Below are 24,551 nucleotides of genomic sequence, written 5' to 3' on the forward strand. Positions count from 1 at the left end.
TGGGCTCTTTTTATGACGAAGCTATTTTATAGCAGGACTTTATCCGGTGTGCTTTTGCTACTGACCATTGCCTGGCTGGCCGCTTGCCGGCCGGTGCAGGCGGCCACCGAAAAGCTTATACAGCTGGAGCGCACTGCCTGCATGGGCCCCTGCCCCGTCGATGAGATTACGGTGTACACCGATGGCCGTATGGAGTACAAAGGCGGCGAAAATGCCCCCCGGCAGGGCACATATCGGAGTCGCTTGACGGCGGCCGAGCGAAAGCAGCTCATAGCCAAGTTCGACGCGGCTAATTTCTTCGCTTTTCAGGATAGCTATGTTTCTACCAAGCTCGACTATCCGACCAAGTACATCACTTATTGGAAGGGGGGCAAGAGCAAGCGCATCCGGGATTACGACGGCGCCCCAGCGGCGTTGAAAGCGTTGGAGGCGGAGTTAATCAAACTAATAAAAGCCGACCGTTGGCAGCAGAGCGCCATGCCAGCCAGATAGCGCAGGGCCAATTACCTTTTACCACCCATATCTTCCCTTTTAAGCCGCTGGGGGGCTTTTTTAACCATGAGTCAGACTTCTGCCGCTTTTACTCCCGCCGACCGCGACGCGGCAATTCTCACCTCGCGCCCATTGGTTGAAACGGCTTTTTTGCCCCCCACCGCTGATGGCCCCACCGTTGGCGACTTCCTGCACCGCACGCTGCGGCCTGTGCTGAAGCTGCAAAATGAGCTGTTGCTGCTGTTGGTAGCCGATTTCATTCAGGAGCACCATATTCCGTTTCTCGCGTCGTCGGTGGTGGAGCAGCAGCGGGTGGTGGCAGAGCTGCTCACGCGCAACGTGAAGCTGCGCTACCTGCTGGTGGGCACGGTGGTGGGCTTGTTTACGCAGAGTGAGTTAGCTTATTACCGCCCAAACCGCGCTGAGCTCAACCGGCGCCTGTTGGAGCTGGCTATTCGGCGGGTGCAGGACCATGTGACTGCCCTGGCTTCCCTACTTGCTGAAGGAACTGCAACTGGGGAATGAGCACACACTATGAGGCGCTGGAGATATCTGAGCAAGCGTCGGCGGCCGATATCCGGAAGGCGTATCGGCGGCTGGTACTTCTCACCCACCCCGACCGCACCCAGGACCCGGCCGCGCACGAGCGTTATCTGGCCATAAACCGAGCTTACGAAATATTGAGCTTGCCCGACAAGCGCAAGGCGTACGATGCACGCTTGTGGGCATTGCGCAATCCGCCCCCGCCGGTGGCGCCTCGTCCTGCTGCTCCCCGGCACCCCGATCCCGCTTACCGCGGGCCGTGGCCCCCACCCGTAATGCCGCGCCGCCCCAAAGGCGACCCGTATGCCGCCCAATACGCCCGCTACACGCCGGTGGCCCGGCTTATCTGCCGCATTCTGATTGGGTTTGGCCTGCTGCTGGCCGTCGATTCGCAATGGACTTTTACCCTTGTTCAGGAGCCGGTAGTGTCGCAAACCCGTTACTTTGTGTATGGTCGCCGGGGCTCTATTGTTGATAGTTATTACCAAATAGAAACGCCCCAAACTTCCTTTCAGAGCCAGGTTCCTTATACGGAAGGCCAATTGCTTAACCTCACCAGAACTGCCATTTTTCAGCAGGTTATGACGCATCGCCCCGCGCTGGCTCCGCGGGCGGATACCATTGATAACTGGGAGAGAACCATCTATGGCCTGCCGCAACTGGTATTTATTTTCCTTATGTGGATAGCAGCGCTGGTAGGAGTCTGGCCCGGTCTGGTACGCCGCCGGACCGTAGATGCAGCCATAACAGCTTGTCTGTTTGCCCTAATCAATCTCTATCTCCTCTTGCGCATCTAGGCTATTGCTTCCAAACAAACGGGGGCTGAATTCGCGTTTTACCGCGAATTCAGCCCCCGTTCGTTTACGAGTTGAATGCTCTAATCGAAGCGCGAATCGCGCAGCTCCACGGGGGGCACTTTTTTGCGCAAGCGCAGATTCAGCATTTCCACACCTAAGGAGAAGAACATGGCGAAGTACACGTAGCCTTTCGGAATTTCCTGGTGGAAAGCTTCCATAACCAGCATGATACCGATCATAATCAGGAAGGACAAGGCCAGCATTTTTACCGTCGGATTCTTATTCACGAAGTCGCCGATGATCTTAGCAAAGGCCAGCATAATGCCCATAGCAATGATAACGGCAATGATCATGACCAGCACATTATCGACAAGGCCGACGGCCGTCAGAATAGAGTCGAAGGAGAAGACGATATCGATAAGAATGATTTGAATGATAACTCGCGCAAAGGTGCTGTACTGGCCAGTTTCGTGACTTTCCTCTTCGCCCTGGAGCTTGGTGTGAATCTCGGTGGTACTTTTAGCCAGCAGAAAAAGCCCCCCAGCGAACAAAATCAGGTCGCGCCCTGATACACCGTGGTCAGCGTCTAGGAAGGGCAAGTTGAGCGTGAATAAGGGGTCTTTCAGGCTGACAATCCAGCTGATACTCAGCAACAAGCCAATGCGAAACAGCAGGGCCATCGCGAGACCTATCGTCCGACCGCGCCCGTGCTGCTCGGCCGGCAACCGGTTGACAATGATGGAAATGAAGATGATGTTATCAATCCCCAGCACTATCTCCATAAGGGTCAGCGTCAGGAGACTAATCCAGGTATTAGGATCGGAGAAAACAGAAATATCGAACATTCAAACGCAGGTTTGCAGAGTAAACGGAGGGCAAGGATTTAAAGAAATAAAGAATGGAGCCGATGCCGCTGCCAGTTGAGCCAGCAGCATCTGCCCCATTCTTGAAAGCTGTGTTTAGCTTTTCATATTCACGAATTGCAAGGGAATACCGAGGTCGGCGCCGCGCAGCAGGGCCATTACCTGCTGCAGCTCGTCGATTTTTTTGGAGGCCACGCGCACCTGCTCATCCTGGGTTTGCACGTCTACTTTGAGCTTGCTGTCTTTGATGAGCTTGCCAATTTTGCGGCTCGTGTCTTTATCGATGCCGGCCCGCACTTTCACCGTTTTCTTCACCAGCGCTCCGGAGGCCTGCTCCTCTTCCGAGAAGTCGAGGCAGGTGCCGTCGAGGCCTTGTTTCACGATGCGCGTCAGCAGAATATCTTCCAAAGACTTCACGCGCATGGAGTTCTCGGAGCTGAGCTGTATGGTATTGGCTTTTTTGTCCAGCTCGATGCCGCCCTTCGTGTCGCGCAGGTCGTAGCGGGTCTGAAGCTCTTTTTTGGCCGTATTCACCGCATTTTCAAGCGTTTGCGGATCTACTTTACTAACAATATCGAAAGAAGGCATCGGTAGGGTTTTGAGGAGTGGAGTAATCAGTACGTTAGTCCGGCGGTCTGGGTGACGGCGGCGCCAAAGGTAGGCGTTTGCCAACGTTCGTGCGCGGTTGTGTTTCAGGCCGTCCGCCCAAATTTGCCCCCCAGCTAAGCGAGGGTTTCCGTTATTTTGCCAGGCCGCTCTGCCACTGCCTGCACCCGATGGCTGGGGGCAAATCTGCTCAATCCTCGCATTTGAACCACTCATGACCATCCGCCAGCCCCGCTCCGCCGCCGACTTTGCTGCTTATTATGCCCTGCGCTATCAGGTGTTGCGCCAGCCCTGGCAGCAGCCCCCCGGCTCGGAGCGCGCCGCCGACGATGAGGCCCCCACCACCCACCACGCCATGGCCGTAGCCGACGACGGTACGGTTATCGGGGTGGCCCGCGTGCATCCGTCCGGGCCGGGCCAGGTACAGGTGCGCGCTGTGGCTGTGCACCCCAACTGGCACGGCCGCGGCATTGGGCAGCAGCTGATGATGTATCTGGAGGAATATGCTGCCGCACAGGGTTTTACAGAATGCATACTGGACTCGCGCGAGTCGGCCGTGGCGTTTTACCAGAAGCTGGGCTATGAAATTGTGGCGCCTTCGCATACGCTGTTTGGCGTAATTCCGCATTTTCGGATGCGCAAGTCGCTGGCCGTATAGCCATTTGCTGCCGCAAAAAAGCTTTGCTTACAGTACCGACGTCTTCAGAAATTGCTGGGAGGCAACAGGTGTTATTGGGGGGCTTTATCCAAAGGACCCGTATCTTTTCAGCTACTATGGAACCTACTCAGAACGTTGCCACGCTAATCGCGCTCTACAACCAGATCAATAACTACGGCCGCACCAACGGTATGGAACTCAGCATGACCAGGCCGGGCGAAGTCGTTTATAGCATGAAGGTGCGGGAAGATCACCTGTCGTCGCCCGGCACCTGCCACGGGGGCGTGCTGGCTGGCTTAATGGATGCGGCGCTGGGCGCAGCCGCGCTCAGCCTGGCGTTCACCGCCAGCGAGCTAGTCTCAACTGTTGAATTCAAGATAAACTACCTCCTGCCCGTCCGGCTGCACGACCATCTGCTGGCCCGCGGACACGTAGAGCACTCCGGCAAAACCCTCATCGTAGCCAGCGCCGATATCTATTGTGCCACCCGCGAGATAGTCGTGGCCCGCGGCCTCGGCACCTTCAACCGCTACCCCGCCGACAAGCGCGACTTCCACGAGTTGCTGTTTCCGAAAGAGGAGTAAAGAGATTATTGCGCCGACTGTTTTAGTGCTCATTATTCCCCAACCCGTTCGTCATGCAGAGCGCAGCGAAGCATCTCGCATGCTGATGTTGTTAGCTAAAAGGCGGTCATGCTGAGCTGGTCGAAACATCTCTCCCGCTTCGTTGCAATACTAATCTGACGTCAGCGGGAGAGATGCTTCGACTCCTCAGCATGACAATACCATTGCAATGAAACACGCGAGATGCTTCGCTCCGCTCTGCATGACGAACGGATTAGAGAGGCAGTATTAGTTCGGTTGGCTTCAAACTTTACAAACAAAAAAGCCCCCCGCATAGCTGTGGGGGGCTTTTTTGTTAAAGAATTCAACTCTTAGCTCTGGCAACCATGAAGAGTCGAAAGTGGATGGTCGCCGAACCGTTGGGTGGAATTACAGCGGCATAAGTTGGTTTATAAATGCTCCGAGCTGTTGGCCGACTCGTGCTCTTCGGTCTCGTCGTCGTACTCGTCGCCTTCGCCTTCCTGTGGGGGCTGTACTTTCCGCACGTTGCGGGCGCAATCCTCGTCGCGGTGGTTGCGGCCAACGGTGAACTCCACCCAATCGCCTTCGTGCAGGTCGTTGAAGTCGCCTTCCGACATGTCAGCGTAGCTGAAGAAAAGGTTGTTGGGGGGCATTACCACGAAGCCAAACCCGTTTTTGAGGTTTTTGATGGTGCTCATGCCCACCGTGCCTACCGGGCCGGCGGCCGTAGGCCCGGTGGGGCGGGCAGGCTTCACCGTTGGGAAAGGCGCAGGCTCGGGCTGAGTCACAAACAGATTTTCGATCAGCTCGTCGTTGCTGGCCAGTCCGGCGTCAATCACGTCGTGCATAGAAATGGGGTACGTGGCGTGCTCCAACAGCTGCTGAGAAGCGCGGGTTACGCGGTTCTCACCTTTGAAGTCCACATACTTGAAGTCCCAGTTCAGCAGCATCACACGGGTGCCGATGGTATTGAGCTTCTTGATCAGCGGAGCGTAGTCGCTGTCGCCGGCGATGAGCACAATCACGTCAAAGCTTTTGTGCAGAGCCAGTTCCAGCGCTTCCAAAGCCAACCATACATCAATGCCTTTTTCCTGCAAACGGCCGTCGCGGGTTTTCAGGGGCATATAGTGGGTAGTCACGCCCAGGTGCATCAGAATATCGTCGAGCAGACGGTCGTGGAAAAGACGATCTTTGTCGCGGGCTTCGGTAGCGCTTAGGCGGCCCCGGAAAAAGTGCGAGTCGGTCACCTGGCTCAGGCGCACGTCTACGTCTTCTTCTTCGGCTACCTGGTGACGGATATATTCGTGTAGACCTTCCAAACTGATACGAGCCTTACGCTCATGCTGGAAGTAGTAGTAATCGCTGATTTTCAGGAAATAATTGCCGTCGTAGAAGACGCCTATCCGAATCAGAGGGCTATTCATCTGGTTCATACTAAATAAATTTTTGTGCGCAAGTGAGGTGTGAAATAGGAGCGGGTAAGTAAGTTCGGCAGGGTAATCAAAAAGTAATGAATGGCCCGGCCAAAGATACAAAGCACGCTGCTCGCACTACCTAGAATAGTTAAAGCAATACTTGAGTACCGCGTCGCTGGGTGAGCCAATCGCTCCGGATAACTACTGGGGGCGATGCTAGTAAAACAGCTCGAAAAAAGAGTAGGTTATAAAACTGATTGTAGAAAGCCGCTAGGCGCTGCAGGAATCGCAGTATAAGTAACTGATTTAATATAAACGTAATATTAAAAAAAATATATTTAATACTACGTATTTTACACCAGATTATTTACGCTCAAGTATCTTTCAGTAGGCGAAACTAACTGCATCATTTTTAGAATACAAACTTCTGTCAGTACATCTTTCTGTGCAATAATCTATTTTTTGTCCATACGCGATATACGTAGCACCTTCTGCGGCTATCCCTGAGTACTTTCAGGGCTTTCAGGATAGGAGACTTTATAAATTATTAAAACTGCAAACGCCCAACCACTAACCCTAGAACCAATAATCCGTAGCCGGCGCAAATGGCAACTTCCAATACATTGCCCGTAGCCGACCCAGTCGAGATAAGCGGCAGTTTCAAGCTAGTATCGGAGAAAGGCAGGAACCAGCGCACCCCCTGTTTGGTAAGCGAATCGGCGAGCAAGTGGGATAGGTAGCCAGCCCCGGCAAAGTGAGCCACCCCATGCCAGCCCAAGGCCTGATTAGCTAAGTATCCGATGTAGGTCCAGAGGATGGTGGCCCAAATGGTATGCGTCCAGGAGCGGTGGCTGGTGAAGGGCGCTACAGCCACGAAGATTCCCAGCAAACTCACCCACAGAAACTCAAAGTATAAGCCGGCCAATACGGTGAGCACGCCGGTAAACAGTAGCGCCAGCTTGCGTACGGAGCCGCCTTGCATAGCCAAGCCCAGCAATCCAAACGCCAGCGCGGCTGTGAAGCCCATGCGCCGGTCGGGGCCCAAGGGTAGCAGGAAATGGGTGTAAGCGGCTAAGCCAGCACCGGCAGCGGCGAAGGCCCAGCGTACGTAGTTATGGGAGAAACCCAGGCGTTTGCTCAGGCGGCTTTCGGGGTGGTCGAGGTCGGGGGCTAGGGAGGAGAAGCCGGCGAGGGCAATACCAGCGGGTGAAAAGGGGATACCGGGCATTAGGCCAGCAATGGCCACGCCCGTAATCAGGCCGATGGCCAGGTGAGAAGAACCGCGCACTTTATAAATTTTAGCAGAAACCAGAAGACGAAGATACCGGCGCGGACGGCAGCTTCAGTCTAGGGGGCTTTTTTAGGAAGCTTTTTTCAACACAATATCTTCCAGCACCCGCAGGCGCTTGTCAAAGTCAACGAACTCGGTGACCTTTTGCTCCACATTGGCTAAGCGCTTGTCAATTTGCTCCACGGTGCCCCGCAAGGATTTAACATCAGTTCTTAATTCACCAAAATGTTCAACCACTAGGTCAAAACTACGGTTGAAAACCTTAATCAGTTCCTGGTGCTGCTGCTCAGACTGCTGTCGCATCTGTTGCATCTCAATCAGGATTTCTGATACTACCAGCGGCAGGTCTTTATTCTTGTCGTCCATACTTATGTTATTCGCTAATATTCTGCCTTGGTTACGCTACAACGAATATACGCTACACAGCTGGAAACTTTCGGCCCGCCGGTGTGGTATTGCCTAGCACATAGTAGCCCGACCGGAAAACCATCCGGTCGGGCTTCTACCTTTGCCTCCCTACTAGCCTTCTCTGCCTTTTGAAAGTCACCGACTTCCTCCAGTTATACCGCCTCGACCCCACTGTCATGACCGTGGCGGCCCGCCTGAATCCGGCCACTGCCCGGTCGTTGCGCGCTACCGGTGAGCCCGCGCCCGACGGACCAACGCGCATCCATCTACGCGGCCTGGTGGGCAGCCAGGATGCCGTGCTGGCCGCGGCTGCACATACGCTTTATCCGGAGCAGCACCACCTGTTTGTGCTGCACGATAAAGACGAGGCCAGCTACTTCCTGGCCGATTTGCAGCACCTGTTGCCAGATGAGGACCCGCTTATTTTCCCTAGCTCTTATAAGCGGCCTTATCAGTTCGATGAGACGGAAAACGCCAACGTACTCATGCGCGCCGAGGTGCTCAACCGCCTCAGCAGCAGCCGCAGTGGTGCCGCCGTGGGCGCTAATGGCAAAGCTTCGAAAACAGAAGTGCGCGGGGAGTTGATTGTGACTTACCCGGAGGCGCTGTTTGAGAAAGTTATCAACAAGAAAAGCTTAGTTGCCAACACTTTTCTGGTGAAAGTGGGCGAGAAGCTGGATGTCAACTTTATCAGTGAGATGCTAGCGGAGTACGACTTCGAGCGTACCGACTTTGTGTACGAGGCCGGGCAGTTTGCCGTGCGCGGTGGTATCGTGGACATTTTCAGTTATGCTAACGAGCTGCCGTATCGCATCGAGCTGTTCGGGGATGAGGTGGAAACGATTCGGACGTTTAATCCGGAGACGCAGCTGTCGGTGGAGCAGAAGCCGCAGGTGAGCATTATCCCGAACGTGCAAACCAAGCTGTTGCAGGAAACCCGGGAGGCATTTCTGGACTTTATGCCGCGCAATACGGCGCTCTGGATAAAGGACGTGCGTCAGACTATCGACATTGTCGGGGAGTCGTTTGAGAAGGCCGACCAGGGGTTTCAGGAGATGCTGCAATCGGCGGGCGGTATGCAGATTGTGAGCCGGCCGGAGGACCTGTTTGAGTCGGGGAAGTCGTTTAAGAAGCTGCTGGAGAACTTCGCCGTGGTGGAGTTTGGCAAGCGGTTCAGCTTTAAGAATGCCGAGGACTTTCAATTTTCGGCCCGGCCCCAACCGAGCTTTAATAAGGACTTTGAGCGCTTGGTGAAAAACCTGCGCGAAAACCAGCAGAAAGGCTTTACCTGCATTATTGCGGCCGACTCGGTGCGGCAGGCCGACCGGCTGCGCACCATTTTCGACGAGCTTGATAACAACGTAACCTTCCAGCACATGCTGCTGGCTTTGCGCGAGGGCTTCATTGATGAAATCCTCAACCTGACCGTGTACACCGACCATCAGCTGTTTGAGCGGTTTTATCGGGCCCAGGAAGCGCGCAAGTTTTCCAAGAAGAAGGCGCTTACCCTCAAAGAGCTGCGCACGCTGTCGCCCGGCGACTACGTGACCCACCAGGACTACGGCATCGCGCGCTTTGCGGGCCTAACCCAGGTGGAGATAAACGGGCACTTGCAGGAGGCCATTCGGCTGGTGTACCGCGACGACGACGTGCTGACGGTGAGCATTCACGCCCTGCACAAGATTGCCAAATACTCGGGGGCTGAGGGCACGCCGCCCACCATGAGCAAGCTGGGCTCTCCGGAGTGGGAAAACAAGAAGAAGTCGGTAAAGAAGAAGGTAAAGGACATTGCCGCCGAGCTGATTCGGCTGTACGCCAAGCGCAAAACGGCCCCCGGCCACGCCTTTGCCAAGGACAGCTTTATGCAGGCCGAGCTGGAATCGAGCTTTATCTATGAAGACACGCCCGACCAGGCCAAGGCCACCGAGGACGTGAAGCGCGACATGGAAGTGCCTCACCCCATGGACCGCCTCATTTGCGGCGACGTGGGTTTTGGCAAGACCGAAATTGCCATTCGGGCGGTGTTTAAGGCCGTGGCCGATGGCAAGCAGGCGGCTGTGCTAGTGCCGACTACCATTCTGGCCATGCAGCACTACAAAACCTTCCGCGAGCGGCTCGCCAACCTGCCCGTGACGGTGGAGTACGTGAACCGTTTCAAGACCACCAAGCAGATAAAAGAAACCCTAGCCCGCGTGGCGGAGGGCAAAACCGATATTCTCATCGGCACGCACCGGCTTACCAATAAGGACATCAAGTTTAAGGACCTGGGCCTGCTGGTGATTGATGAAGAGCAGAAATTTGGGGTAAAAACCAAGGACAAGCTGAAGGAGCTGAAGGTGAACGTGGATACGCTCACGCTCTCGGCTACGCCGATTCCGCGCACCCTGCACTTCTCACTCATGGGCGCCCGCGACCTGAGCGTGATTGCCACGCCGCCGCCCAACCGCCAGCCCGTGCAAACGGAGCTGCACGTGTTTGATGAGCTGCTGATCCGGGACGCGGTGGCCCGCGAAATCAAGCGTGGGGGGCAAATTTTCCTGGTGCACAACCGCGTGAAGGACATTGAGGAAATGGCGGCCATGGTGCTGCGCCTCGTGCCCGCCGCCCGCATCACCTACATACACGGGCAGATGGAGGGCGACGCGCTGGAGAAGCGCATGATGAAGTTTATCGACGGCGAATACGACGTGCTGGTGAGCACCAACCTCATCGAGTCGGGCCTGGATATTCCCAATGCCAACACCATTATTATCAACCGCGCCCACCTCTTTGGCCTGAGCGACCTGCACCAGATGCGGGGCCGCGTGGGGCGCTCCAACAAGAAGGCCTTCTGCTACCTGCTCACCCCGCCCGTAGCTACCCTGCCCTCCGACGCCCGCAAGCGCCTGAGCACGCTGGAAGAATTCTCGGACCTGGGCGCGGGCTTCAACGTGGCCATGCGCGACCTCGATATTCGCGGGGCCGGCAACCTGCTGGGGGGCGAACAGAGCGGCTTTATCAATGATCTGGGCTTCGAGACCTACCACCAGATTCTCGACGACGCGGTGACGGAGCTGAAGGAAACCGAGTTCCGCGACCTGTTTTTGGGCGACACCACCGGCCGCCTCCAGGAAGCGGCCGGCACCAAAGGCCCCAAGGAGTGCAACATCGAGACGGACCTGCAAATCCTGATTCCGGATAGCTACGTGAGCAGCGTATCGGAGCGCTTGCAGCTCTACTCCAAGCTGGATAGGGTGAAAAGCCCCGAGGAGCTGCGCAAAATCGTGGCTGGCATCGTGGACCGCTTTGGCCCCCTACCGCCCGAAGTAGAGCAACTGGCCGACATCGTGCGCCTGCGCTGGCAAGCTTGCCACGTGGGCTTCGAGAAGCTGACGCTGAAGAAGAATCTGCTGAAAGGCTACATCTCGGCCACCGACAACGAGGCTTACTTCCAGGGCGAAACCTTCGGCAACATCGTCAGCTACGTGCAAACCCACACCCGCACCGCCTCCATGAAGGAGCGCAAGGAACAGCTCATCGTCAGCATCGAGGAGGTGAAAAGCGTGCAGGCCGCCAAGCGGATTCTAAGTGAGTTGGGCAGTGAGGAGAAGGTGGGCGTGTAATCTTAAAAACAAGAACTTACAAATGCCTAGTTACTTGACTGAAGTAGTCACGTAACTAGGCATTTGTCATAAATATCCAATTTACAAGTCTATTATCTGCAAATGGTTTAACAATTATCAAAATTCATTTAACTCGTACTTAACTCTTTTTAGTGCATTCTCTAAATTAACGTATGCGGTAGCGTGTCTCCGCATAAATGTACTATTAATGATATAACCAGTAGTCATTAATTCACCATTAGTGACCGTCACCCAATAGGTATTATTCTTGCCATTTACATCCGCGATAACACCTTGACACTCCTGTTTATATTTACTGTTTATTCTCTCTACCATAAACGCAACTCTATTATCTAATACTTTAAACATAAAATTTATCTTATTTTTTTGACCATCCTGAACTGCCAGGCCGCTATCATAACATATATCTATTAAATCTTTTATGTCCTTTAATGAATTTAAACTAGCATCTATTTCATAAGAGAACAAGCTTTTAATAGATTTATTATCATCAATCCACTTGTTTATTGAAATAGGTATTATTAAAGCCAAAATAATAGTAACAAGTATATTACTTAATTCCCCCAAAGATATTTTACTCTCAATTGACAATAGATAAAATCTATCAGGTGCAACCGAAATAATGAAACCTATTATAATACCTAACATTAATGTAATAATAAAAGGTATTTTACTTTTTAAAAACATAATCACTTATTTTTAATAGGGTTCCGAATCTCATTCTCAACTTTCAAGATTAACGCAGGAGAATCATCTGATTTAAATTTAATATGTTTTAAGACATCAGCGGCGCCGTATTTTTGAGATAATTTACCAAAAGAACCAGATATAAAAGAAGAAGCGTAGCCCCATGTATCATCTAGATCGACAAGCAATAATCCATTATCTCTTACTGTCTCAATATATGCAGGCAATAAAAGTTTTTCATAAAATGCTTCTCCAGAGAAAGGCCCATCACTCTTATATCTAGCACCAGGAGCATCCGTAAAGTCAGCTGCTATATTTATGATTTTAGTTGGTTTCATTTTCAATGTATTTTTCAGGATGAAGTTCCCATGTCAGTAATGTGCCTGGCAGTAAATTTTCTAGATCCTTTTTATCGCCTGTCTTTAAATTAGTATAGACATCATTTGAGACAAGATAAAAGTTTTGAAGCAAATCATTTTTTGAATGTTCATATATGAGAGGAAATCCTTGCCCTCTTTCACCTAAGCCAGTCCGTGAAGATATTCTTCCATTGAATAAATCATCGACCAAATAAATATTTTGTAATAGACCCAATTTTGCAGCCAAGTCTTTCAACGTTACTAAGTCTTTAAACTTTTTTACGGGAATGCTATTAAACACTCCTACCCCTAAATCAAGGAAGGTAAATTTTGATACTTTACTTTCTTCATCATTGTAAACAAATAACCACCAATCATATCTTCCTTGGTATATAGTATCTGCATGGTTGTTGGTATTAGCCATACATTCTATAAGAATTTCATATACTGGCCTAAACTTTCTTTTATCACCAAATGTGTGATAAACTGCCTGTGCCGCTGCTTGTTTAGCTAACCTATTTTCTACCTTATTTCTAGTGACTGTGTGGAGTAAAATATGATCTGATTTCTCCAAAGCAGACATTTTGCTCTTTACAAATTTATAAAAACCAGAACTGGCGAGCATTTTAAATAATTTTAGATTCCTGGGAGGTAATCCCTCTATTTTTACTCCACGATTGAATCTACGATCTTTGATTATGGCAATTAAAAATGCAATAGCATCAGAAGTAAGAACTTCTATATCTTCTAAATTCAATAAGATAGATTTCCTTCTACTCAGCACATCACCAATCTCTCTAAAGTATTTTAAAACACCTTCAGGATTTTGAATGAGCGAGAATATTTTCGGTGCAGGGTGATCTTCAGGCTCTCTTAATTTTTGATATAATGCTCTCTTTACACCTTGATTTATTTTCCATTTTATCAGCCTTTCATTATGACTTTTTTTCCTTTTAGCAATAGATTTAAATCTTGATTTTAGAAAAAATATGGATTTGTTTTTTATTTTATACATAAAATAAACGAAGTACAGATGAATTTAAATTCATGGTGCAATATAACTAAACCTCGTTACTGATGAGTATCACTCTTAAATTATATTCTTAACCAAAGTAACTTCACAGATCATGACTGGCTTCAAGATGCTACGCGTCGATTTGTCATTAGTGAATCGAGGCTACATAAATTAATTTTAGTCCCCTCTTTAGGAGGACCATAGCTAGGGTATGAAAAGTAGCTTGAGGAATAATCTTTAGCACAGACAGTGCTTAAAGTTGCTGCTACTGCCTAGCTCCCCACTGCAAAAGCTGACAACCCTGCGTAACTTCGGTTTCGGGGGCTTCGGTCGCCTCCGCCCCCGGTTGCCGCCCCCAGCGTAGCGTCGCGATGCCCCTCCCTCCGATTGAACCCGCCGTAGCCGCAAAAAAGCCCCCCAGAGCTGCTCTGGGGGGCTTTTATTGTTATAAAATCGTTACGACAGTTTGCCGTACAGCAGGCAGGCCTGAATCTGTTGCTGCGTCAGCTCGGGGAAGTCTTCCAGAATCTCCGGTATCGTTTGGCCGTTGCCCAGCCAGCCCAGCACATCGGCCACGCTGATGCGCGTACCCGTCAGGCAGGGCCGCCCGAAGCGGATTTCGGGGTCAATGGAAACGTAAGCCTGGTAGTCCATAGCGAAGGGGTTTGCTACCTATAAAAGTAGTCGATAGCGTCTAGTTCCTCCAAGAACGCGATTAGCCACGTGGGCGTGTATTTCCTGGAACACCGGCACGAGGCGGAGTTGACGCGGGCGTATGGGCTGTATCTGGTGTAGCAGCCCAAAAAAGCCCCAAGACGCTGCTGGCGCGGCTGCTTCCTGGGCTTTTGGCTGCACTTACCTCCACTCGTCCTGGACGCCGTTTCTGTCTCTAACTTATTTTATAAACCACCTGCTGCTACTCTGCTGAAAATGGGTTGATTTGTAGTGAAAATTATATCCTCACTCACTTAATTTCTGTTGTCTTATGCCTTTAGCTACCCGTGTTAGCGCTTATCTGTTTTTACTGTTGTCGCTGCTCGGTTGCGGCGAGAAAGAAGATGCACCTGCGCCGCCCAAAGCGCCGGCTACCAACTCTCTTACGCTTGTCACGATGACGCCCGCGGCCGGCGCGAAAGTCTCTAAAGAGTCGATCATTTCGGCCACTCTTAATTATACCCTAGCCGATGATGAAGCTTCTGCGTTTGGCTACCGCGTGGATCTCCTCTTCAAACCGACTGTCAGCGGGGTCACCTTCACGCGTGGCCAAAGCTGGGTGGTTGTGCCTGATAAAAAAGGTACCGTAGAGCTAACCTTTCCCCTGATTTCCGTCTGGGAAACGCCTGCTTCTGTACCGTATCAACTTCAGCACCCGGTTACCTGCTACTTCTACTTACAGCGCATGACCGGACCAGGCCAGTCGACCATCATTGCCCGGACGCCGGCGCTTACGTTTACAGAATAGGTTAGTAACAAATTAAAAAGCCCCCCAGAGCTGCTCTGGGGGGCTTTTTCTATAAATCATCAATAAATTATCATTCTATAGGCAAAGTCTTTTACCAAGAAAGTGCCCCATATGCATTTAAACGGCCACTAGTCACGCATCTACCACTCAGTGAAGAAGTTGCTACGGCGCTTTTCATTAGGGCATTCTTGATTGTAGCAGCAGAGCCACCCTTCGCAGCAGCATACAAAGCCGCGGCACCCGTTACGTGCGGCGTAGCCATCGACGTACCACTGTAGGAGGAGTAGCCATTGTAGGCCGTGGTTGACCAGATAGCCGAGCCAGGAGCACCGATGTCGACGGTAGTAGCGCCGTAGTTGGAGAAGCTCGACCTCGCACCCGTACTCGTGATGGCGGCTACAGCAATAACGTTTGCTACATTATAATTGGAAGGATAGCTGGCGGTTGCGTCGTTGTTGTCGCCTACGCCGTCGCTGCCGCCGTTGCCAGCAGCCGCGATAAAGAGGATACCGGCATTATTTGCGCGGTTTATAGCATCAAATAAAGCCTGGGAATAGCCGCCGCCGCCCCAGGAGTTGTTGCTGGCCACGATGTTCAGTCCGTGCTTTGTTTTCAAGGTAGTCAGGTAGTCTACGGCTTTCACGGCGTTGGCCGAGGTGCCGCCCCGACGACCCAGAAACTTGCACGAAATCATTCTCACGTCCCAGTTCACGCCGGCTACCCCGGCACCGTTCGCCTTGGCCCCAATGGTACCCGCTACGTGCGTGCCGTGGTCGTCGAGGCTACCCTTGGTACCACCATCATAGATGGTGTTGTTGTTTCCATCGAAGTCCCAGCCGTTAGTGTCGTCGACGTAGCCATTGCCATCGTCGTCTCGTCCATTTACTGGGTCAAAAGGGTTTGTCCAGACTTGGCCTGACAAATCGGGATGGTCAAACTGAATGCCTTCATCAATAATACCTACATATACAGCCGTTGAGCCGGTTTTACCTGCGGCCCATGCAGCAGCGGCATTGCTGCCATATTGGTTAGCCGGAGTTGTGCCAGCGCCATACATTCCCCACAAGGAGCCATTGGTGTAGTATGGGTCAGAGGAAGTGGCCGTGTGCTGATAGATGTAGTTGGGCTCGGCAAACTCGATTTCGGGGCCGCCCTTCATCTTGCTCATCGCCTCCAAGGCTTGCAGGGGCGTGTGCACCACCATCAGGCCTTCCTTCTCCCCGGCTCTTTCCATGGCTTTGGTCAGGATCTTCTCTGACACTTTACCGCTGATGCGGGCCAGCGCATTGGCCTTGGCCTCTTCCGACACTCCAGCCTTGAATTTCACTAATAGCTCATTGGCCACATAATCGCGGCCCGGCTCGCCCTGGGCATCGGCCGACTGGCTTTGCGTGGTGGGCTCGTCCTGAATCTTGTCGAGGCTGCTTTCGCAGCCCGCTAGGAAAATAGCAGATAGCAAACCGCCCACTAGTAGTGGCTTGCTGAATACGGCCATGTGTTTATGTTTCATGGGGAGAGGTAGTAGAAGTTAAACCATTGTTTACAAGCGCTTTTGGCGAAGAATAGGAAGCTACAAAAATGTCTTCAGTGATTCAAGAACAAGTATGACTAAATCGCCTTTACTTATAATTTTTATTAGCAAAGAACAAGCTTAAAGGCATAATCATAGTTGCTGAAAAATGCTCCGCTTTGCTAATTACTGCTCCTTCACAAGCTGCATATAGAGAGTTCAGGATAAGTTCGGCCAAACAAAAAGCCCCGCCATATTGGCGGGGCTTTTTGTTTGAATATGACTTGCAGCAAGCTGCCTTTCACGTTAAGCTAGTCAGGCCTAGAAACCACTTACATTCAAGCGGCCACCAGTTACCGTTTTGCCTTGTAGCGAAGTCGTTGGCGTCGCGCTGTTCAGGATAGCCGCTTTAATAGTAGCAGCAGTTGCACCTGGATTTGAAGCAGCATACAAAGCCGCGCCGCCCGATACGTGGGGAGTAGCCATGGAAGTGCCATTGTACGACGAATATGTGTTGTAGGCCGTGGTTGACCAGATAGCTGAGCCAGGAGCACCGATGTCAACGGTAGTAGCACCGTAGTTGGAGAAGCTCGACAGACCGCCCGTTGAGGTGATAGCAGCTACAGCAATTACGTTAGCCTGGGGCAGGTTGGAGGGGAAGCTAGCTACAGCGTCGTTGTTGTCGCCTACACCGTCGCTGCCGCCGTTGCCAGCTGCTGCGATAAAGAGAATGTTGCGGGTGTTAGCGCGGTCGACAGCATCAGAGAGGGCCTGCGAGAAGCCACCGCCACCCCAGGAGTTGTTGCTAGCTACAATGTTCAGCCCGTGGCGAGACTTCAGATCATTCAGGTAGTCAACGGCTTTTACGGCGTTGGCGGTGGTGCCACCCCGACGACCCAGGAACTTGCAGGAAATCATGGTCACATTCCAGTTCACACCAGCTACCCCAGCGCCGTTGTTAGCCTTAGCACCAATGGTACCGGCTACGTGCGTGCCGTGGTCATCAGAGCTACCACGGGTGGTGCCGTCATATACGCTGTTATCGTTGCCGTCGAAATCCCAGCCATGAACGTCATCAATGTAGCCATTGCCGTCGTTGTCGACCCCATCAGCCGCATCATAAGGGTTCGTCCAGACCTGGCCAGCCAAATCAGGGTGGTCAAATTGTACGCCTTCGTCGATGATACCAATTACTACACTTGCTGAGCCGGTGTGGCCCGCAGCCCAGGCAGTAGAAGCCTGGCTACCGAATGCGTTACCATCAACGCCCCACAGGGAGCCATTGGCTACGTAGGTATCATTGGTAGCAGCGGCGTGCTGATAGATATAGTTAGGCTCGGCAAACTCGATTTCGGGTCCGCCCTTCATCTTGCTCATGGCTTCCAAGGCTTGCAATGGCGTGTGCACCACCAGCAGGCCTTCCTTCTCCCCCGCTCTTTCCATGGCCTTAGTCAGAATCTTCTCCGATACTCTGCCACTGATGCGGGCCAAGGCATTGGCCTTAGCCTCTTCCGACAATCCAGCCTTAAACTTGACCAGTAACTCATTGGCTACATAGTCGCGGCCTGATTCGCCTTGGGCATCCGACTGGCTTTGTGCCGTGGTGGGCTCATCCTGAATATTGTCGAGGCTGCTTTCGCAGCTGCTCAATACAAAAGCTGACAGTACGCTGGCCGCGAACAATGTTTTCGCGGGGAGGGAGAAGTTGTTCAGTTTCATGAAAAAGGTTTAGGGTGGTGTGGGAGAAAATGCAGGAAATGCCCCTGAAGAAATCAGGGAGATAAATCGTCCAATAATTCGGGGAGACTTTCCTGAGTACCAAGTTTTGTAAATAATCTGGTATTAAAAAGGAAACTTATGCCAAAACAGTGACATTGATCTTCAAAATATCTTATTTTATTTATCTATCTATAAATCAGGCAATAGCAACTGATATGGTGTTGGACTTCTTCCTGCCAGCGTGAAACAAAGCTGACTATTTGTGACATAGAGGAATTACTATGTTATAGATCGGGATAGACTTATCTTTATAAAGGTGCTACACCTCAGCCATGGCACAGCGGTTAGCCTACCTAGTTTTAGTATAAACAGCTAAAAAAGCCCCCCAGCCTACTTCAGCGCCTTGGCATCATGCACTATTTTGCCCCCCACCATAGTCAGCAGGCTGGTGGTTTTGGGCAGCTCCGGGGGCGGCACCGCGAAAATATCCTGCGACAGCACGGCCAGATCGGCGAGCTTGCCTACGGCTAATGTGCCTTTGTCCTTTTCCGCAAACTCGGCGTAAGCTGAGCCAGCCGTGTAGGCCTGCACGGCCTGCTGGCTGGTAATGGCCTCCGCCGGGTTGGCCGGGTTGATGACGGCCAGCATGATATTTAGGAAGGGGCTCATCGGCCCGTCGGAGCCCAGGGCCACAGGTATGCCCGCCGCCAGCAACGAGCGTAAGGGCTGCATCTTGCTGCCCCAGCGCTGCCCGAATAGTGCCGGCTCGGAGAAGTGAGTCGGGTTTTGGACCACTACCACGCCCAGGCGCCTGGCGCGGGGTATCAGGTCGCCGATGATGCCGTCGCCGTGCTCTATGCGGACGCGACGAGCGGGCCAGTTTACATTGGTGTCGTTAGCTTCGAGGGCATTGAATACCACTTCGGCAGCCCGGTCGCCGGCGCAATGGAAGAGCATGGGTTGTTTCCAATCGAGGCCCTCTTGCACCATCTTGGCTACTTCGTCTTCTTTAAAGTTGAGCTCGCCTTTCCAACTGGGCCGGTCGCGGTAGGCAGTGCGCAGGGCGGCACCCCGCTCGTAGGGCGTACCATCCAGCACCCACTTCAGGCCGCTTACCTGCACGCGGGGGCCAAACTTGGGCAGAGGCGGCGTGAGCAGCTTGCGCAGCTCTGTGGTTTCGCGGCCCTGGGGCGTGGTAAGCGGAAACGGCCGCGCATGCACCCGCACCGGCAGATTGGCCTGGGTAAGCAGGCGCACAAACCGGTCGATGGGCATGGTGGAAAACAGCTGTATAGTAGTAATGCCGTAGCTGGTGGCTTCAGCTGCCATGGCGCGGAGGGCACGTATGGCCGCAGAATCAGGTACTTGTGCGGCCAGCACCAAGTTGGAGCGCCATTCGGCGTACTCGTGCATGCGGCCATTAAGCTCGCGCGAGCCTGTTATGCGCTCAAATTTGCCCCCCAGCGGGTCGGGCTGTTCGATATCGAGCTGTAGTAGGGGCAGCGCCTTGGTGTTGGCAATGTGCCCGTGCCCGTAGAAAGCGCCGAGCAATACGGGATGGTTGGGTGCCAGCGCGTCGAGGGCGGTGCGGGTTACCTGCGGGTCGAGCACTACTTTGGAGCCCACGGTGCCAAAAATCCAGGTGCCGGTGGGCACCTTCTGAACAGCGGCTTTGATAGCCTGGCTGGTTTCTTCCCAGGTGGGCTCCATGCTGGTGAAGGCCAGCCGAAACCCGGCCGGCATAGGGTCGAAATGGTTGTGGGCATCGTTGAAGCCCGGCGTAACGACGCGCCCCTGCAAGTCGATGCGGCGGGTTTTAGGGCCAGCCAGCTTGCTTATTTCTGCCACCGTGCCCACGGCCACGATTCGCTCGCCCCGGATGGCCAGCGCCTCCGCCGATGGCCGCGCCGTGTCGGCGGTGAAGATCTTGCCGTTCAGCAGCACCATATCGGCCCGCGCTGACTGCCCTTGCGCCCTAAGTCCCAGCCCTAACACCAACCAGATTCCCAGCAGAACGTGCTTCATCGGATAGCTCCTCCAGCAGCTGTCATATAAGAGGCAGCGGCGTTGCTGCTTCCTTAATAGGAAGATAAATATTTTGGATGACATATATTTAAGAACCAGAAAAAGCCCCCCAAGTCTTTTAAGCTACATAGTCTGGATCTGCTGGGGGGCTTTTTTCAGGTTTTTGTATCTTGATAGTCATTTACTTAGCTCACTGATTAGCCACTCTTATATCTATCCGTGATGTATTCTAAAAAAACAGCCTTACAGCACTTGTACCTGGTGGCCGGATGCCTACTTGTAGCTGACTTGCTGCCCAGATGGCAAGAGTCGTGGTTTGTGGCCGAGAGCGGCAACTTCAGCACCAGCATTATCGTCAGCCTGGTGTTGGTGCTTGGCCTGTTCAAGCGCTGGCGCAATGCCTTCAACCTTATGCTGGGCTGGCTGATTTTGCGCTTATGCTTCAGCGCCATTGTGTTGTATAATAATCTGGACAACGACGACCCCATTGTGGGGCATTTGCTCACCAATACCCTCAACCTGGCTGCTCTGGGCATTCTTTGCTGCTCCAGCGACCTAAAGCGCTACCTGAATGACAGGCCGCAAAACCTGACCCAGCAACCAGAGCCTACGAATGCAAAAGCCGCTGGTCGGTCAGACCAAGCGGCTTTTTAGGTCCAGCTCATTGGGGTAAAGCTGGCTTTGCCCCTGCCCGATCAGGTGAATACGTGGCCATTTTTCGTGGGCCGGATATTCTGATTTACCCGAAACAGGTTGTCAGGGTCGTATTTGTTTTTGACCGTCACCAGGTGCTCGTAGTTGATGCCGTAAGTGGCTTTGATGCGCTCCTGGCCTTCTTCCATCATGAAATTGACGTAGGCACCGCCGGCCGAGTACGGGTGCAGGGCATTCCAGTAGGCTTTGGCCCAGTCTGTGATGCGCTGCCGGTTGGCGGGGTCCGCATCGACGCCCGCAATGACCATCGACCAGGTGGAGTGGCGGTAGTTCCAGGCCGTACTCTGGGCACCCACGCGGGCGGCGGCACCATTTATCGGGTAGAGGTGCATGGTGGAAAGCGGAGTGGGCAGCTCATGGCCGAACTTCAGGTGTATGTCGATGGCTTCGTCACTTAGCTCATTCACAAAATCCGCCTTCCAGTACCATTGCAAGCCGGGCGGATATAAGCCGTCGAACATGCTTTGCAGCGCCGGCAGCGGCAATGGCCCTACCAAATCCAGCGCCGGCGGGCGGAAGCTGCGAATTGGCTCAAACGTTTTTTCGACTTGCTCTGGCGCTCCGGTGTAGCACCACACTACCCCGCACATGGTCTGGCCCCACAGCTGCTCGGGAAACGGCGGGCCGGGCGGCACCGAAAGAAACGCGAAGAACCCATTTATGTAGTCGGGGGCTTTCTGAATGAAGGTGCGGTACCACTGCATGACGGCTCGGGCCTCGCTCATGGGCCACAGCATGGGCCCGCCATACACCGTACTGATGGGGTGCAGGCGAAACAGAAAGGACGTAACGACGCCGAAATTGCCCCCGCCACCCCGCAAGCCCCAGAACAAATCAGGATTCTGCGTAGCGGAGGCTTTCACGAAGCTACCATCGGCCAGCACCACATCGGCTTCGAGCATATTGTCGATGGAGAGGCCGCAGTGGCGGGTGAGGTGACCCAGCCCGCCGCCCAGCGTAATGCCCCCCACCCCGGTAGTCGACACGATACCGCTGGGCAGGGCCAGCCCGAAGGCGTGGGTGGCGTGGTCTACGTCGCCGAGGGTGCAGCCGGCCTCTACCAGCGCAGTGCGCTCCACAGGATCTACCCGGATGCCTTTCATGTGGCTCAGGTCAATTACCAGCCCTTTGTCGCACATGCCAAAGCCGCCTCCGCTGTGCCCACCGCTTCTTACAGCCACCAGCACGTCGTTTTCGCGAGCAAAATTCACGGCCGCAATCACGTCGGCCACATCCACGCACTGCACGATCATATCGGGATACTTGTCGATCATGCCATTATGTACTTTGCGGGCTTGCTCATAGTCCGCATCCTGACGCCGAATCAGCTTGCCCCGCACATTCAGGTGGGGCTCCGCAATGAGTTCTTCCGTTAGCATGGCGTATAACTTGTGAAAGAATGGGATAACGAATCGTCGCCCACAGGCACTTCAGGCGCCAGGGCAAAAGATCATTTCAGACAACCGGGGGGCTTTTTCAGATGCTTTCCCCAGGTTTTTGACGGGTGGTGTTTGGCGCGTTTTTGTAACCAGCTGCTCAGCTTATAAAGCAGCCCGATGCAGGAAAAGGTGGTCATCTAAGGGCTTATGTCATTAGCAAAAAGGCGGTCATGCAGAGGCGAAGCCGAAGCATCTCGCGTGTTTAGTAGAAGTACTAACCAATCAAGTAGAACGTCATGCTGAGCTTGTCGAAGCATCTCTACTGGTTACTATTCTCAACGAAGCGGGAGAGATGCTTCGACAAGCTCAGCATGACAGTTAGTTTGGCAACCTCAGCACGCGAGAGGCTTCGTCCCTGGCTTGATGCGCCACATGCTCTGCATGACCGCCTTATTCCTCTTAGGATAACAACCGCGCTACTCTATAAGACAGACGACAGGCTCATAGCCAGACCCGACAAACTCTTCCAGATCAAGCTTTTACTCTACAATCAGGACGCAGGAATACGTATCCGGAGGGGTGGAATGAGCACTTGGTGGTTGGTGGGGAGCGCGCCGGGTAATCGTCGGCCTGCGGCTGCCCCCACGGAATATACCAGTAGGGTTCCATGGTCGTACACGTTAGAAGCAGGCTACTACAATTTAACACTTTACCATCAATTAATTGCACCAAAGGAGCCGGTATTTCCCCCCAGATGAGCTTGCGCGGATTGTTTCCGGATAGTGGCTGCTTACTCCTATGAAAATCGAGCGTATAAACTGTAGTCGTCTCAAAACAAGCCGTTTATGTTCAAGGCCCTGCAATCCGATTCCATCACTCTGCACCTCATCAACGAGGATAATCTGGCCGATATATACCGCCATTTTCAGGGCTTTCCCGACTCAAACCCAATGCTGGAGGAGCTGTTTCGCAACTATCTGCCGCGCTACGAGCAAGGCAAGCGGACGAACTTCGGCTTTTATTCCTTCCTGGGCGATGAGCTGGCCGGTATGACGCTGCTGACGGTGGACAGCTGGGAAGAGCGCACCGGCTCGACGGGCGCCGATGTGTTTGAGCACATGCGCGGGCGGGGCGTCACGCCGCGCAGCAAGCCGCACTTGTTTTATCTGGCCTTCGAGTTGCTGGGCCTGAACCGCGTGGCGACCGGCTGCCGGGTCTCGAATCTGTCGTCCAAACACTCGATTGAGAAAACCGCGGGCTTTCAGTTTGAAGGCATCATGCGCGAATCGGGCCGCAACGATGCGGGCGAGTTTGAGGACGAATACCTCTACGCGATTCTGCGCCGCGACTGGCTGCGGCTGTATGATAAGTCGCAGGTGACGGTGCTTCGGTAAGCGCTCTACTATAATGATTTAGGCAGCTACTGCTCTTTCCCGGTTGTATTTGCTGCGGTACTCATTGGGCGACAAGCCCGTGATGCGCTTGAACGTGGAGCGAAACGCTTTCGGATCGGTGTAGCCTACCTGGTACATCACCTCGTTCACGTTTTCGCGCGACGACTCTAGGCTGGTTTTAGCCGCCTCCATTTTTACCCGCTGAATGTACTCGGCCACCGAGTTGGCCGTCGCTTTCTTGAACCGCCGCTCCAGGTTGCGGCGGCCCAGCGCCAGCATATCCGCTAGCTGGTCCACGGTTATTTTTTCCTGGTAGTTATCCTCGATGTAGATCTGGGCTTTTCTGATGGGCTCGTCGCCGTGCTCCTTCTGCCCATTGAACACGATAAATGCCGATTGACTAACGCGCTCAATATCAATCTGGAATACCTTGGCGCAGGTGATGGCCATGTCGCGGCCAGCATACTTCTCTACCAGGTACAAGACCAGATTGAGGTAAGAAAAAGCCCCCCCGCTCGAATAAATGCCGTGCTCATCAGTGATAAGCTTATCCTCGACCAGCTTCACCTCCGGAAACATATGCCGGAAGTCGTTGGCCGCGGCCCAGTGCGTAGTGCATTCCCGGCCTCTCAGCAGCCCCGTAGAAGCCAGAATAAAGGCCCCCATGCACAGACTGGCCACTTCGGCCCCACGGTTATAGTGCGCTAGTATCCAGGGAATAAAGGCGCGGTTGTTTTCCAGGGCCTGCCGTATGTCGCCGTCAATGGCGGGGATGACCACCAGATCGGTGTGGGCAATGTCCTGGATCAGCGTTTTGGTGTACACCGAGTACATGCCGCCGCACACGGGCGTTTCGTCGGCGAGGCCGGCGAGCTGAATATCGAACAAGGCGGGTTTGCCCATGCGCTGCAGGAGCGCATTTACCTCCGAAAATACCAAGCGCGGGCCTTCGATGCTGCCCAAAATGGCTCCCATGGGAACCAGTATAGTAATGTGCTTCATAGTAG

At 53.3% G+C, this 24,551-nt stretch carries 23 protein-coding genes; 9 read left to right on the forward strand and 14 right to left on the reverse strand.

The features are described 5' to 3' along the window. Nucleotides 1-48: 48 nt before the first annotated feature. The 3 genes from IEW06_RS03110 (at nucleotide 49) to IEW06_RS03120 (ending at nucleotide 1,832) form a co-directional block, all read left to right on the forward strand. Nucleotides 49-492 (forward strand): DUF6438 domain-containing protein, encoded by a 444-nt coding sequence (locus IEW06_RS03110; protein WP_229743028.1) that lies wholly within the window; start codon nucleotides 49-51, stop codon nucleotides 490-492. Nucleotides 493-558: 66 nt separating this feature from the next. Next, complete coding sequence (locus tag IEW06_RS03115) at nucleotides 559-1,017, forward strand: hypothetical protein (RefSeq protein ID WP_188547420.1); 459 nt, start codon at nucleotides 559-561, stop codon at nucleotides 1,015-1,017. After that, the gene (locus tag IEW06_RS03120; protein WP_187733948.1) at nucleotides 1,014-1,832 is read left to right on the forward strand and encodes a J domain-containing protein; all 819 of its coding nucleotides are present in this window, start codon (nucleotides 1,014-1,016) and stop codon (nucleotides 1,830-1,832) included. The genes IEW06_RS03115 and IEW06_RS03120 overlap by 4 nt, the downstream gene beginning before the upstream one ends. An 80-nt stretch (nucleotides 1,833-1,912) precedes the next feature. Here the strand turns inward: IEW06_RS03120 and IEW06_RS03125 are convergent, their stop codons facing one another. Further along, nucleotides 1,913-2,677, reverse strand: coding sequence for a TerC family protein (locus tag IEW06_RS03125; RefSeq protein WP_187733947.1), 765 nt, complete (start codon nucleotides 2,675-2,677; stop codon nucleotides 1,913-1,915). Between the two features lie 114 nt (nucleotides 2,678-2,791). Next, nucleotides 2,792-3,283 carry a YajQ family cyclic di-GMP-binding protein gene (locus IEW06_RS03130; protein WP_187733946.1) on the reverse strand — a complete coding sequence of 164 codons (492 nt, stop codon included), beginning with the start codon at nucleotides 3,281-3,283 and terminating at the stop codon, nucleotides 2,792-2,794. A 232-nt stretch (nucleotides 3,284-3,515) separates the two neighbouring features. On the opposite strand from IEW06_RS03130, the gene IEW06_RS03135 reads away from it, so the two are divergent. Together IEW06_RS03135 and IEW06_RS03140 are read left to right on the forward strand one after the other, a co-directional pair. After that, entirely contained in the window at nucleotides 3,516-3,959 is a 444-nt protein-coding gene (locus tag IEW06_RS03135; RefSeq protein WP_187733945.1) for a GNAT family N-acetyltransferase, read from the forward strand. A gap of 116 nt (nucleotides 3,960-4,075) precedes the next feature. Beyond that, nucleotides 4,076-4,543 carry a PaaI family thioesterase gene (locus IEW06_RS03140; protein WP_187733944.1) on the forward strand — a complete coding sequence of 156 codons (468 nt, stop codon included), beginning with the start codon at nucleotides 4,076-4,078 and terminating at the stop codon, nucleotides 4,541-4,543. Nucleotides 4,544-4,971: 428 nt separating this feature from the next. On the opposite strand, the gene IEW06_RS03145 is transcribed toward IEW06_RS03140, so the two are convergent. The 3 genes from IEW06_RS03145 to IEW06_RS03155 all read right to left on the reverse strand — a co-directional run bounded on the left by IEW06_RS03145 (nucleotide 4,972) and on the right by IEW06_RS03155 (nucleotide 7,615). Then, nucleotides 4,972-5,967 carry an NYN domain-containing protein gene (locus tag IEW06_RS03145; protein WP_308421983.1) on the reverse strand — a complete coding sequence of 332 codons (996 nt, stop codon included), beginning with the start codon at nucleotides 5,965-5,967 and terminating at the stop codon, nucleotides 4,972-4,974. Nucleotides 5,968-6,505: 538 nt separating this feature from the next. Next, nucleotides 6,506-7,246, reverse strand: a complete 741-nt coding sequence (locus tag IEW06_RS03150) for a metal-dependent hydrolase (protein WP_187733942.1) — start codon at nucleotides 7,244-7,246, stop codon at nucleotides 6,506-6,508. 72 nt (nucleotides 7,247-7,318) lie between these two features. Next, on the reverse strand, nucleotides 7,319-7,615 hold the full coding sequence (locus IEW06_RS03155; RefSeq protein ID WP_187733941.1) for a hypothetical protein: 297 nt from the start codon (nucleotides 7,613-7,615) through the stop codon (nucleotides 7,319-7,321). Between the two features lie 170 nt (nucleotides 7,616-7,785). Here IEW06_RS03155 and mfd point away from each other — a divergent pair, with 170 nt between their 5' ends. Next, nucleotides 7,786-11,259, forward strand: coding sequence for a transcription-repair coupling factor (gene mfd / locus IEW06_RS03160; RefSeq protein WP_188547422.1), 3,474 nt, complete (start codon nucleotides 7,786-7,788; stop codon nucleotides 11,257-11,259). 117 nt (nucleotides 11,260-11,376) lie between these two features. Here mfd and IEW06_RS03165 read toward each other — a convergent pair whose 3' ends face one another. From IEW06_RS03165 to IEW06_RS03180, 4 genes are all read right to left on the reverse strand, one after another. Continuing rightward, the gene (locus IEW06_RS03165; RefSeq protein WP_187733940.1) at nucleotides 11,377-11,967 is read right to left on the reverse strand and encodes a hypothetical protein; all 591 of its coding nucleotides are present in this window, start codon (nucleotides 11,965-11,967) and stop codon (nucleotides 11,377-11,379) included. A 2-nt stretch (nucleotides 11,968-11,969) separates the two neighbouring features. Next, entirely contained in the window at nucleotides 11,970-12,305 is a 336-nt protein-coding gene (locus tag IEW06_RS03170; protein ID WP_187733939.1) for an STAS-like domain-containing protein, read from the reverse strand. Continuing rightward, nucleotides 12,292-13,341, reverse strand: coding sequence for a hypothetical protein (locus tag IEW06_RS03175; RefSeq protein WP_187733938.1), 1,050 nt, complete (start codon nucleotides 13,339-13,341; stop codon nucleotides 12,292-12,294). Before IEW06_RS03175 ends, IEW06_RS03170 begins: the two co-directional genes overlap by 14 nt. A gap of 456 nt (nucleotides 13,342-13,797) precedes the next feature. Next, nucleotides 13,798-13,995: a DUF433 domain-containing protein gene (locus IEW06_RS03180; RefSeq protein WP_187733937.1), complete on the reverse strand. Its 198-nt coding sequence runs from the start codon at nucleotides 13,993-13,995 to the stop codon at nucleotides 13,798-13,800. 331 nt (nucleotides 13,996-14,326) lie between these two features. On the opposite strand from IEW06_RS03180, the gene IEW06_RS03185 reads away from it, so the two are divergent. Beyond that, nucleotides 14,327-14,803, forward strand: coding sequence for a hypothetical protein (locus tag IEW06_RS03185; protein WP_187733936.1), 477 nt, complete (start codon nucleotides 14,327-14,329; stop codon nucleotides 14,801-14,803). A gap of 91 nt (nucleotides 14,804-14,894) precedes the next feature. On the opposite strand, the gene IEW06_RS03190 is transcribed toward IEW06_RS03185, so the two are convergent. From IEW06_RS03190 to IEW06_RS03200, 3 genes are all read right to left on the reverse strand, one after another. After that, entirely contained in the window at nucleotides 14,895-16,313 is a 1,419-nt protein-coding gene (locus tag IEW06_RS03190) for a S8 family peptidase (RefSeq protein WP_187733935.1), read from the reverse strand. Between the two features lie 321 nt (nucleotides 16,314-16,634). Beyond that, complete coding sequence (locus IEW06_RS03195; RefSeq protein WP_187733934.1) at nucleotides 16,635-18,032, reverse strand: S8 family peptidase; 1,398 nt, start codon at nucleotides 18,030-18,032, stop codon at nucleotides 16,635-16,637. A gap of 390 nt (nucleotides 18,033-18,422) precedes the next feature. Next, nucleotides 18,423-20,057, reverse strand: a complete 1,635-nt coding sequence (locus tag IEW06_RS03200; protein ID WP_187733933.1) for an amidohydrolase — start codon at nucleotides 20,055-20,057, stop codon at nucleotides 18,423-18,425. 222 nt (nucleotides 20,058-20,279) lie between these two features. Here IEW06_RS03200 and IEW06_RS03205 point away from each other — a divergent pair, with 222 nt between their 5' ends. After that, entirely contained in the window at nucleotides 20,280-20,711 is a 432-nt protein-coding gene (locus IEW06_RS03205) for a hypothetical protein (RefSeq protein ID WP_187733932.1), read from the forward strand. Nucleotides 20,712-20,752: 41 nt separating this feature from the next. Here the strand turns inward: IEW06_RS03205 and IEW06_RS03210 are convergent, their stop codons facing one another. After that, nucleotides 20,753-22,150, reverse strand: a complete 1,398-nt coding sequence (locus IEW06_RS03210) for an FAD-binding oxidoreductase (protein WP_187733931.1) — start codon at nucleotides 22,148-22,150, stop codon at nucleotides 20,753-20,755. Nucleotides 22,151-22,995: 845 nt separating this feature from the next. Here IEW06_RS03210 and IEW06_RS03215 point away from each other — a divergent pair. Then, nucleotides 22,996-23,544 (forward strand): GNAT family N-acetyltransferase, encoded by a 549-nt coding sequence (locus IEW06_RS03215; RefSeq protein ID WP_187733930.1) that lies wholly within the window; start codon nucleotides 22,996-22,998, stop codon nucleotides 23,542-23,544. A gap of 18 nt (nucleotides 23,545-23,562) precedes the next feature. Here the strand turns inward: IEW06_RS03215 and IEW06_RS03220 are convergent, their stop codons facing one another. After that, nucleotides 23,563-24,546, reverse strand: coding sequence for a GlxA family transcriptional regulator (locus IEW06_RS03220; RefSeq protein ID WP_187733929.1), 984 nt, complete (start codon nucleotides 24,544-24,546; stop codon nucleotides 23,563-23,565). Between the last annotated feature and the right edge of the window lie 5 nt (nucleotides 24,547-24,551).

Source organism: Hymenobacter qilianensis (assembly GCF_014638675.1).
In the GTDB taxonomy this organism is placed as follows: domain Bacteria; phylum Bacteroidota; class Bacteroidia; order Cytophagales; family Hymenobacteraceae; genus Hymenobacter; species Hymenobacter qilianensis.

Coding starts and splice junctions, on each gene's coding strand:
- IEW06_RS03115 (WP_188547420.1), top strand. CDS start 559: ATGAGTCAGACTTCTGCCGCTTTTACTCCCGCCGACCGCGACGCGGCA.
- IEW06_RS03120 (WP_187733948.1), top strand. CDS start 1,014: ATGAGCACACACTATGAGGCGCTGGAGATATCTGAGCAAGCGTCGGCG.
- IEW06_RS03125 (WP_187733947.1), bottom strand. CDS start 2,677: ATGTTCGATATTTCTGTTTTCTCCGATCCTAATACCTGGATTAGTCTC.
- IEW06_RS03130 (WP_187733946.1), bottom strand. CDS start 3,283: ATGCCTTCTTTCGATATTGTTAGTAAAGTAGATCCGCAAACGCTTGAA.
- IEW06_RS03135 (WP_187733945.1), top strand. CDS start 3,516: ATGACCATCCGCCAGCCCCGCTCCGCCGCCGACTTTGCTGCTTATTAT.
- IEW06_RS03140 (WP_187733944.1), top strand. CDS start 4,076: ATGGAACCTACTCAGAACGTTGCCACGCTAATCGCGCTCTACAACCAG.
- IEW06_RS03145 (WP_308421983.1), bottom strand. CDS start 5,967: ATGAATAGCCCTCTGATTCGGATAGGCGTCTTCTACGACGGCAATTAT.
- IEW06_RS03155 (WP_187733941.1), bottom strand. CDS start 7,615: ATGGACGACAAGAATAAAGACCTGCCGCTGGTAGTATCAGAAATCCTG.
- IEW06_RS03165 (WP_187733940.1), bottom strand. CDS start 11,967: ATGTTTTTAAAAAGTAAAATACCTTTTATTATTACATTAATGTTAGGT.
- IEW06_RS03170 (WP_187733939.1), bottom strand. CDS start 12,305: ATGAAACCAACTAAAATCATAAATATAGCAGCTGACTTTACGGATGCT.
- IEW06_RS03175 (WP_187733938.1), bottom strand. CDS start 13,341: ATGTATAAAATAAAAAACAAATCCATATTTTTTCTAAAATCAAGATTT.
- IEW06_RS03180 (WP_187733937.1), bottom strand. CDS start 13,995: ATGGACTACCAGGCTTACGTTTCCATTGACCCCGAAATCCGCTTCGGG.
- IEW06_RS03185 (WP_187733936.1), top strand. CDS start 14,327: ATGCCTTTAGCTACCCGTGTTAGCGCTTATCTGTTTTTACTGTTGTCG.
- IEW06_RS03190 (WP_187733935.1), bottom strand. CDS start 16,313: ATGAAACATAAACACATGGCCGTATTCAGCAAGCCACTACTAGTGGGC.
- IEW06_RS03195 (WP_187733934.1), bottom strand. CDS start 18,032: ATGAAACTGAACAACTTCTCCCTCCCCGCGAAAACATTGTTCGCGGCC.
- IEW06_RS03200 (WP_187733933.1), bottom strand. CDS start 20,057: ATGAAGCACGTTCTGCTGGGAATCTGGTTGGTGTTAGGGCTGGGACTT.
- IEW06_RS03205 (WP_187733932.1), top strand. CDS start 20,280: ATGTATTCTAAAAAAACAGCCTTACAGCACTTGTACCTGGTGGCCGGA.
- IEW06_RS03210 (WP_187733931.1), bottom strand. CDS start 22,150: ATGCTAACGGAAGAACTCATTGCGGAGCCCCACCTGAATGTGCGGGGC.
- IEW06_RS03215 (WP_187733930.1), top strand. CDS start 22,996: ATGTTCAAGGCCCTGCAATCCGATTCCATCACTCTGCACCTCATCAAC.
- IEW06_RS03220 (WP_187733929.1), bottom strand. CDS start 24,546: ATGAAGCACATTACTATACTGGTTCCCATGGGAGCCATTTTGGGCAGC.